At 63.9% G+C, this 7,219-nt stretch carries 4 protein-coding genes; all 4 read right to left on the minus strand.

Annotated features, from left to right (window positions below; genetic code table 11):
- Window positions 1-628: 628 nt before the first annotated feature.
- Entirely contained in the window at window positions 629-1,705 is a 1,077-nt protein-coding gene (locus CJZ80_RS13665; RefSeq protein WP_233133108.1) for an HlyD family secretion protein, read from the minus strand.
- Window positions 1,706-1,863: 158 nt separating this feature from the next.
- A complete protein-coding gene (locus tag CJZ80_RS13670; RefSeq protein ID WP_094514397.1) occupies window positions 1,864-4,011 on the minus strand; it encodes a peptidase domain-containing ABC transporter in 2,148 nt (715 codons plus the stop codon).
- Between the two features lie 399 nt (window positions 4,012-4,410).
- Window positions 4,411-5,967, minus strand: coding sequence for a photosystem II high light acclimation radical SAM protein (locus CJZ80_RS13675; protein WP_094514432.1), 1,557 nt, complete (start codon window positions 5,965-5,967; stop codon window positions 4,411-4,413).
- A 98-nt stretch (window positions 5,968-6,065) separates the two neighbouring features.
- Window positions 6,066-7,082, minus strand: coding sequence for a 7,8-didemethyl-8-hydroxy-5-deazariboflavin synthase subunit CofG (cofG, locus tag CJZ80_RS13680; protein WP_094514399.1), 1,017 nt, complete (start codon window positions 7,080-7,082; stop codon window positions 6,066-6,068).
- Window positions 7,083-7,219: the final 137 nt, after the last annotated feature.

The raw sequence follows: 7,219 nt of genomic DNA on the forward strand, positions 1-7,219 counted from the left end.
GGATCACAACCGATCGCTTATTTCCAGGATGAATCAATACCTCCAACCAAGCGAACCGCAGCGCAAGGATGGTCAGTCATCCAGCAATCATTCTCAAAAACATGTCCTTGAGCGCCCCTGTGAACAGTGGGACCATGACTGACGACTGCTGCAGAAATGGAGAATGGTCGCCAGAAATCTTCAGTAGCCTTGATGGCTTTCCAGCAGGACATTGCCACTCCGTTGAAGCAGCCGCCCGATCGATTCATCACGATTCCGTTCTTTTTTGTCCGGTTGACTCGTACTCCCCACCTCCATCCTCAGTGATTTCCTCCCTGCTGTCCGATGCACAGAGCGTCGGGGTCTGACAAGGTTTCGATGCCGCTTCACTGGCCGATAGGAGGACGTGACTTCGGATAAAGATCCCGCCAAGACCTCCCAAGGGATCGATTATCAGATCCCTCCAAGACATGCCCGAGGCCCGTCCCCGGGTTGGCGATCAGCCGCCCCTGCGTTGCCGACGTGAGGACAGAGACCGCCCTTGAGGTATCTGAGACCCCGCCCGGCGGGGATGATTTTGTGCGGAGTTTCAAGCTCAGCTGAACATCATCAAAGCCTGGAGATTCGGAATTTATCGCACGATCGATCGTCAGGTGGGCAGCACGAATCTCCCCTTGCGCAGAACGAAGCGCAGCACCGTTTCCATTCTCGTGGTGATGTCCGCGGTGAAGTTCATTCCAAGACGCACGTCACAGCGCCTTGAGCCGGATCGCATCACCGTGGTGTGCGGCACCACGGTGACTTCGTATCCCGACGAGGTCCCTGCTGCTGATGGCGCTGGGGATTGAGGCGGTGCCTGCGCAGCCGCCGGCCTGATCACGTCTGGAGAAACAGACCGCACCGTTCCCCGCAGGGTGCCGAAATCGGGGAAAGGACAACCAGCAAGGCGAAGATCCACCCGCTGACCTGGCTTCACGTTGTCGATATCTTCGGAGGCCACGGTCATCTTCGCCACCAGCCCCCTGCCGCTGGGGGCGATGCGAGCCAGCTCCTGGCCCTGCTGGACCACCTGCTGGGGGTTGAACAGCTGCATGGAGAAGAGCACTCCATCCACAGGCGCACGCACCAGGGTGATGCCCAGATCCCGGCTGACTTGGGCGCGTTCCCCGCTGTTGGCGGCGAACTCCTGGGCGAGCCTGGAGAGCTGGGCATTGTCGCGAAAGCGCACCTCCTCGACGGCGCGTCGGGCCTTGGCCAGGTCGGAGCTGGCCACCTCCAGGTTGGCGGCCTTCTCATCGAGCTGGAGCGGTGCGATCGCTCCGCTGTTCCTCAGCAGCTGGAAGCGGTTGAACTCCGCCTGGGCCAGCTGGAGGGCGGCCTGGGCCTTCTCCACCTGCAGCTCAGCACCCTGCACCGCCGCCCTGTTCTGGCTGCGCAGGGCCTCCAGTTCCCGTTCGAGGGCGCTGCGGCTGGAGGCCAGTTGCTCCCGCCTTCCCTCCAGGTCGGCGGGATCCAGCACCGCAATCACCTGGCCCCGACGCACGGACTGATTGGCCCGGGCGTCGACGCTGCGCACCCGGCCGCTCAACGGGGCATGGATGACACTGGTTTCTCCAGTGGGGCGAATCTGGCCGCTTCCACGCACCACCACCCGGTAGGGCCAGACCGCCATCAGGCCGACCGCGCTGACGAAGCTTCCCAGCATCACCAGACCGAGAAGCCTCACCCACGGCCGCACCGAAGGTAGAAACTCCTCGCTGGTGCTAGGCCGGAGCACCAGACCGGCATCGACCTGCCGCGCTGCGAGTTTCTCAGGCTTTCGGGCCTCCGCCGACACCGTCAGCATGGACCGAGCCGAGGGCGGATCAACAGGAGATGGATCGCTCATGCGGGCAGGAGATAGGGGGTGAGTGGTTCCACATCGCGCAGGTCCTGGGGCCGTCCCTGAAACTTCACCTTGCCGCGCTCCAGGTACACGATCCAGTCGCAGCGGAGGATCACGCTGGGTCGGTGGCTAACCATCACGGTGGTGAGACCCTGCCGCAGCGGCAGAAGTCGATCCAGCAGACGGCGCTCCAAGCCGGGATCCAGAGCCGCTGTGGATTCATCCAGGATCAGCACCGGCGGCCTAGCCACCAGCGCCCGGGCGATCGCCAGACGCTGCCGCTGGCCGCCGGAGAGGTTGGCACCGAACTCACCCAGCACTGTCTGATAGCCGTCGGGGAGCTCGCGGATGAACTCATCGGCCAGGGCCAGATCACAGGCAGCCACCACCTGATCGAAGCCGGCATCGGGATAGGTGAAGCGAAAGTTCTCCAGGATGGTTCGGTTGAAGAACTGCGGATCCTGTGGGATGAGCGCCACCTGCTGCCGGAGGCACTCGAGCGAGATGTCCTTGAGCCCGTAGGGTCCGAAGTGAATCGTGCCGCTCTGGGGCGGATAAAGACCCGCCATCAGCTTCACCAGGGTGCTTTTGCCGCAACCTGACTCGCCGATCAATGCGGTCATGAAGCCGCCCGGGATCGTGATATCGAAATCCTTGAGCAGCTCCATGCGCCCGGCATGGTGAAAGCCGAGATCCTGGCAGCGGATCTCACAACCCAGTGGAAGCGCCACCCAGGGCTTCGTTGCGGCCTTGGGATCCTCCACCGTGCCATTGAGCACCTCCGAGAGGCGATGGAACACCACCTGAGCAGTGATGAAGTCGCCGGCGAAGGCCACCAGCGAATCCAGGAACTCCAGGACGTTGAACCCCATGCCGTTGAAGGCCAGCAGCTGGCCAATGCTCAGCCGGCCGGCGATGACAAAAGTGCTTCCATACCAGAGCAGCGCCAGAGTGGTGACGTTGGAGAGAAGCTCGGTGGTGCTGGAGCCAAACAACTTCAGCTGCAGCGTCTTCCAGCGCAGATGAGACAGGGTTCCGAAATTGCTCTGGTATTCATCCCAGACCTGCGGGGTAGCTTCGGTGGTTTTGAGAACCTGGGCCCCGCGGAAAGCCTCGACCAGGAACCCCTGATTCTCGGCGGACTGCACGATGAGACGGCGGGTCTTCTGCCGCAGCGCAGGCAGGAACAGCAGATTGGCACTCACCACCAGCAGGAATGCGAGCAAGGCAACGACCGTGAGGGCAGGGCTGTAGGCCAACATCACCGCGAGCGACACCAGGGCGACGAAGAGCTGGCTGGGGAGGCCAAGCACCACATCGCCGATCAGACCATTGATGCGGTTGACATCGCTGATTCGGCTCACAACTTCGCCGCTGCGGTGGCTGTCGAAATAGGTCATCGGCAACCTCAGCAGCTGATGGCCGTACTCGAGCAACATCCCGAGTTGCAGGCGCTGGGCGAAATGGCCCACGAGATGGCCCTGCAGCAGGGAGATCAGGTTGCGGAAGACGAACAGCAACAGCATTCCCAGCCCAAGGCTGGTGAGCAACTGGCTGTCCCGCCTCACCAGCACGTCGTCGGTGAGGAACTGCATCAGCAGCGGCATCGCCAGAGCGAGTAGACCGATCACCGCATTAATCGCCAGGGCCTGCACTAGCAGGCCCCGATAGGGCAGCACCAACCTCAGGAACCGCAGGAAGGGGGCCCGTTGAGCCTCCTCCTGTTGGCTCAGACGATGGAGATCGGGCTCGAGCAGCAGCATCACGCCGTTGCTCCAGCCCTCCAGAAACTCCCGCTCGGACAACCAGCGCAGCCCAACAGCCGGATCGGCGATCAGGTAGCTCTGCCTGCGCTTAACGTGGAGGACCACCCAGTGATTGCCCTTCCAGTGGCAGATCGCTGGCAGGGGAACGGTGTCGAGATGCCGAAGCAAGTCGGACTCGGCACGCACCGCTCGGGCCTGAAAGCCGATGGCGTCGGCCCCTCGGCGCAGCCCCAACAGAGTGGAACCGAGGGAGCCGGTGCCGACCAGCTCACGCACACGCGCGAGAGAAAGATTCCTGCCGTACTGGCGAGCCACGGTCGCGACACAGGCAGCGCCGCAATCTTCCTCGGAATACTGCTCGACGAAAGCGTAGCGGGGCATTGAATGGAGAACGCATCAGGAAAGTAGGGGACTAGACGTTCAAGTGACACTGAAACTGTGGCGGTTCGCAAACCGAATCAACGGCGCGCCGCGACATAGAGCCTCACACTAAGGAAGATTTTGTAGGCCTTTTCAAGCGGCCGGCTGCCGAAAGGGATGGGGCAGCCAGCTGGATCTTCCTCAACCAGGAAGACCCAGCGAGAGCGAACCCATTCCCCAGCAGATTCAACACGCCCTTTCGGCGCGCTGACTTAGCACCCCGGTATAAAACCTGCGCAGCAGAATGGGCCGAGGATGCGGAACAAAGTCATGGACGACTTGGAGCCTGGAGACCATGCAGTGAACGAGAGTCGAGAGTCCGGCCGTCTGCCGCCATCCCGCTGAACGCTCCAGAAATCATCACCCGACAGCCGTAGCAAGGGCCCGGCGCCCTTCCACCGGCGCATGCAGCGACTCCTCCAACGGGGCCGTGCCGTAATCGCGCTCGAGCAGATCCATCACGGTGCGGCCGAAATCAGCGGGGTTCGTCTCGAAGGCTTCCAGGCAGATCCGGCCGAAGGTGCTGCCGAGTGGCTCGGGATTCCAGAGCAGTTTCCTGGCCGTCCAGGGCATCATGCTCATCGGGTTGTAACCGGGCTGCAGAATGTTCTGATCAAAGGCGTACTGCTCTAGGTGCGTGTGGGGCTGCAGGCCGATGAAGAAGATCGCCGGCTCCACCTGCTGCACGCCGAAGATCCGCTCCAGCTCCCGGTGATAGGCCACGGTCTGGCGGATCGTTTCCGGCCGTTCATCAATCACGTTGAAGGAGTAATTAACGGACACCGTTTCGCGGAAGCCGGCACGCACCAACAGGCGGCAATTCTCCAGCACGGTGCGAAGGTTGTAGCCCATGCGCATCTTGCGCACCAGCTCCTGGCTGCCGGAGGTGATGCCGATCTCGAAGTAACTCATGCCCGTAGCCACCATCAACTCAGCCAGTTCAGCGTCCAGGTTGTCGGCGCGGATATAGGCCGCCCAGCGGATATCGCTGAGCCCCTCCGCCTGAATCGCCCGCAGCAGCTCCTTGGCATCCTCGATATAACGGCGTGCAGGAATGAACTGGGCATCGGTGAACCAGAAGCCGCGCACGCCGCGGTCGTAGAGCTGACGCATCTCCGCCACCACCTCAGCCACCGGGTTCACCCGCACCTGCTTCCCTTCCACCACCGTGTACACGCAGTAGCAGCAGTTATGCGGACAGCCTCGCTTGGTCTGCACGCCCACATAGAAATCACCCGCATCCAGATACCAATCGAGCTGGGGCCAGATTGAAGCGATGTAGTTGTAATCGCAGGCCGTTTTGATCAGACCGGCGGGCTGCTCGTGAATCAGGCCAGGCCGTGGCTCTTCGCCCACCACAAAACAGCGTTCAGCATCCAGTGAGACTCCTTCAATCAGCTTCTCCAGCAGTGGCTCGCCTTCGCCCACCGACACCACCGTGCCCTTGGGCAGGCGACGGCCCAGCTGCTCGTAGAACACGCTCACTGCACCACCGCCGAGCACGACGCGGGCGCTGGAGTGATAGCGCCGGGAGCGGGCCAGGCCCTTGCGCACCAGGCGCAGATTGCGCCACAGCTCTCCATAGAACGCCCCCATCAGACGCAGCCCCCCGATGGCACCGCGCAGGCGTTTCAGCGGGTCGCGCGCATAGAACACCTCGAAGGAGTTCTGCAGGGGGTTGCCGCCCCGGCCATCCACCGGCGCATAAATCTGAATGTCGCGCCAGGAGAACACCAGCAGGGTGGGACGGAAGGCGTCGATCGTGGCCAGCAGCACCCGCTCCACATCCAGCACCGGCAGGGCCGCCAGATCAAGCAGGCGCTGGGGCAGCTGCGGGAAGCGTTTGTGCAGATGATCGGCCAGATACACCGGACCGACGGGAAAGATCGGATTGCAGGGCAAGCGGATCAGCAGCACCCGCTCGCCATTGGGGCCTTCGGCGTGATCGGCAGGCCGGCCCGGCGAAGGTTCCGGTGAAGGTTCGATGGTGGTGGCGTGCGGCACGTCCAGCCGGTTCAGGCGAAGTCGGACGCTAACAATCTCACTTCAAGATCAGTGGCCCGGCGGCGCAGGGCAGGCGGCAGCCAGGCGATCCAGGCGGGCTGCACGCACAGCCGCGGGCGCAGCTGCCAGCCAGCTGCCGCCAGCCGGGCAGAGAGCTGGGCCGGGCTTGGTTGGGGGTAGGCGGGATTGATCACATCGTGAACATCGATGCCGCCCAGGTCGTTGATGCCGGCAGCGATCGCGTCCGGCAGGCCATCGAGCGGCCACAGGTTGGCGGGCAATTGGAGGTTCACCTCGGGCGGCAGCAGCCGGCGCGCCAGCCGGATCGAGTCGAGCACAGCCCCCTGCTCCGCTGCATCCAGCGGGCGGGCCTGCGCGCCATCGGGACGCCAGGGCTGAAGAATCACTTCCTGGAGATGGCCCCAGCGGCGCTGCAGCCTCGCCAGCAACTCCAGCGCACGGCGGCGATCCGCCGACGTTTCGCCCACGCCCAGCAGCAGACCGGTGGTGAACGGAATGCCCAGCCGGCCGGCCTGCACGAGCTGGCCGATGCGCCGCTCCAGCCGCTTGCTGGGGGCGGCCCGGTGCAGACGGTCGTAGGCGGGGCCCAGCCCTTCGAGCATCAGCCCGAGCGAGGGGTTCAGCCGCCCCAAGGCCGCCATTTCCCGCGGCGAGAGCGGGCCGGCATTGGTGTGAGGCAGGCGCCCCATGGCGAGCGCCTCCCTGCTCAGCGCCAGCAGCCGGGCGAACCAGGCGGCCCGCTGCGGAGAAGCGGGGGCGGTTTCTCCGGAGAGCAGCAGCACTTCGCTGGCCTGAGGCCGTCGGGCGAGCTGCTCGCGGGCTTCAGCTGTGGTGAGCAGTGGCGCAGTGCCGGCGGGGCGGCGAAAGCTGCAGTAGGTGCAGGCGTTGAAGCAGGCGTGGGTGGGCACCAGGGTGACGCTGGGGCTCCAGCGCACGACGGGGTAGCGGCTGCGGCGGATCGCCGCGTGGCTTCGCCTTCTGTTCTGCCGGTGCAGCTGCCTGTTCATCCGCCTGTGTGAACGCTCTTGCGCCGCCACTGCTGAAAACCGAAGCCAAACCTTAAGCGCCCCACACATCCCGCAATGTGCTGTTACATTGCGTCAGGCGAAAGGCTCCGGCCTGCGGAGGGGACGTTCCCCCGACG

This window comes from Synechococcus sp. MW101C3 (genome assembly GCF_002252635.1).
Taxonomy (GTDB): Bacteria; Cyanobacteriota; Cyanobacteriia; order PCC-6307; family Cyanobiaceae; genus MW101C3.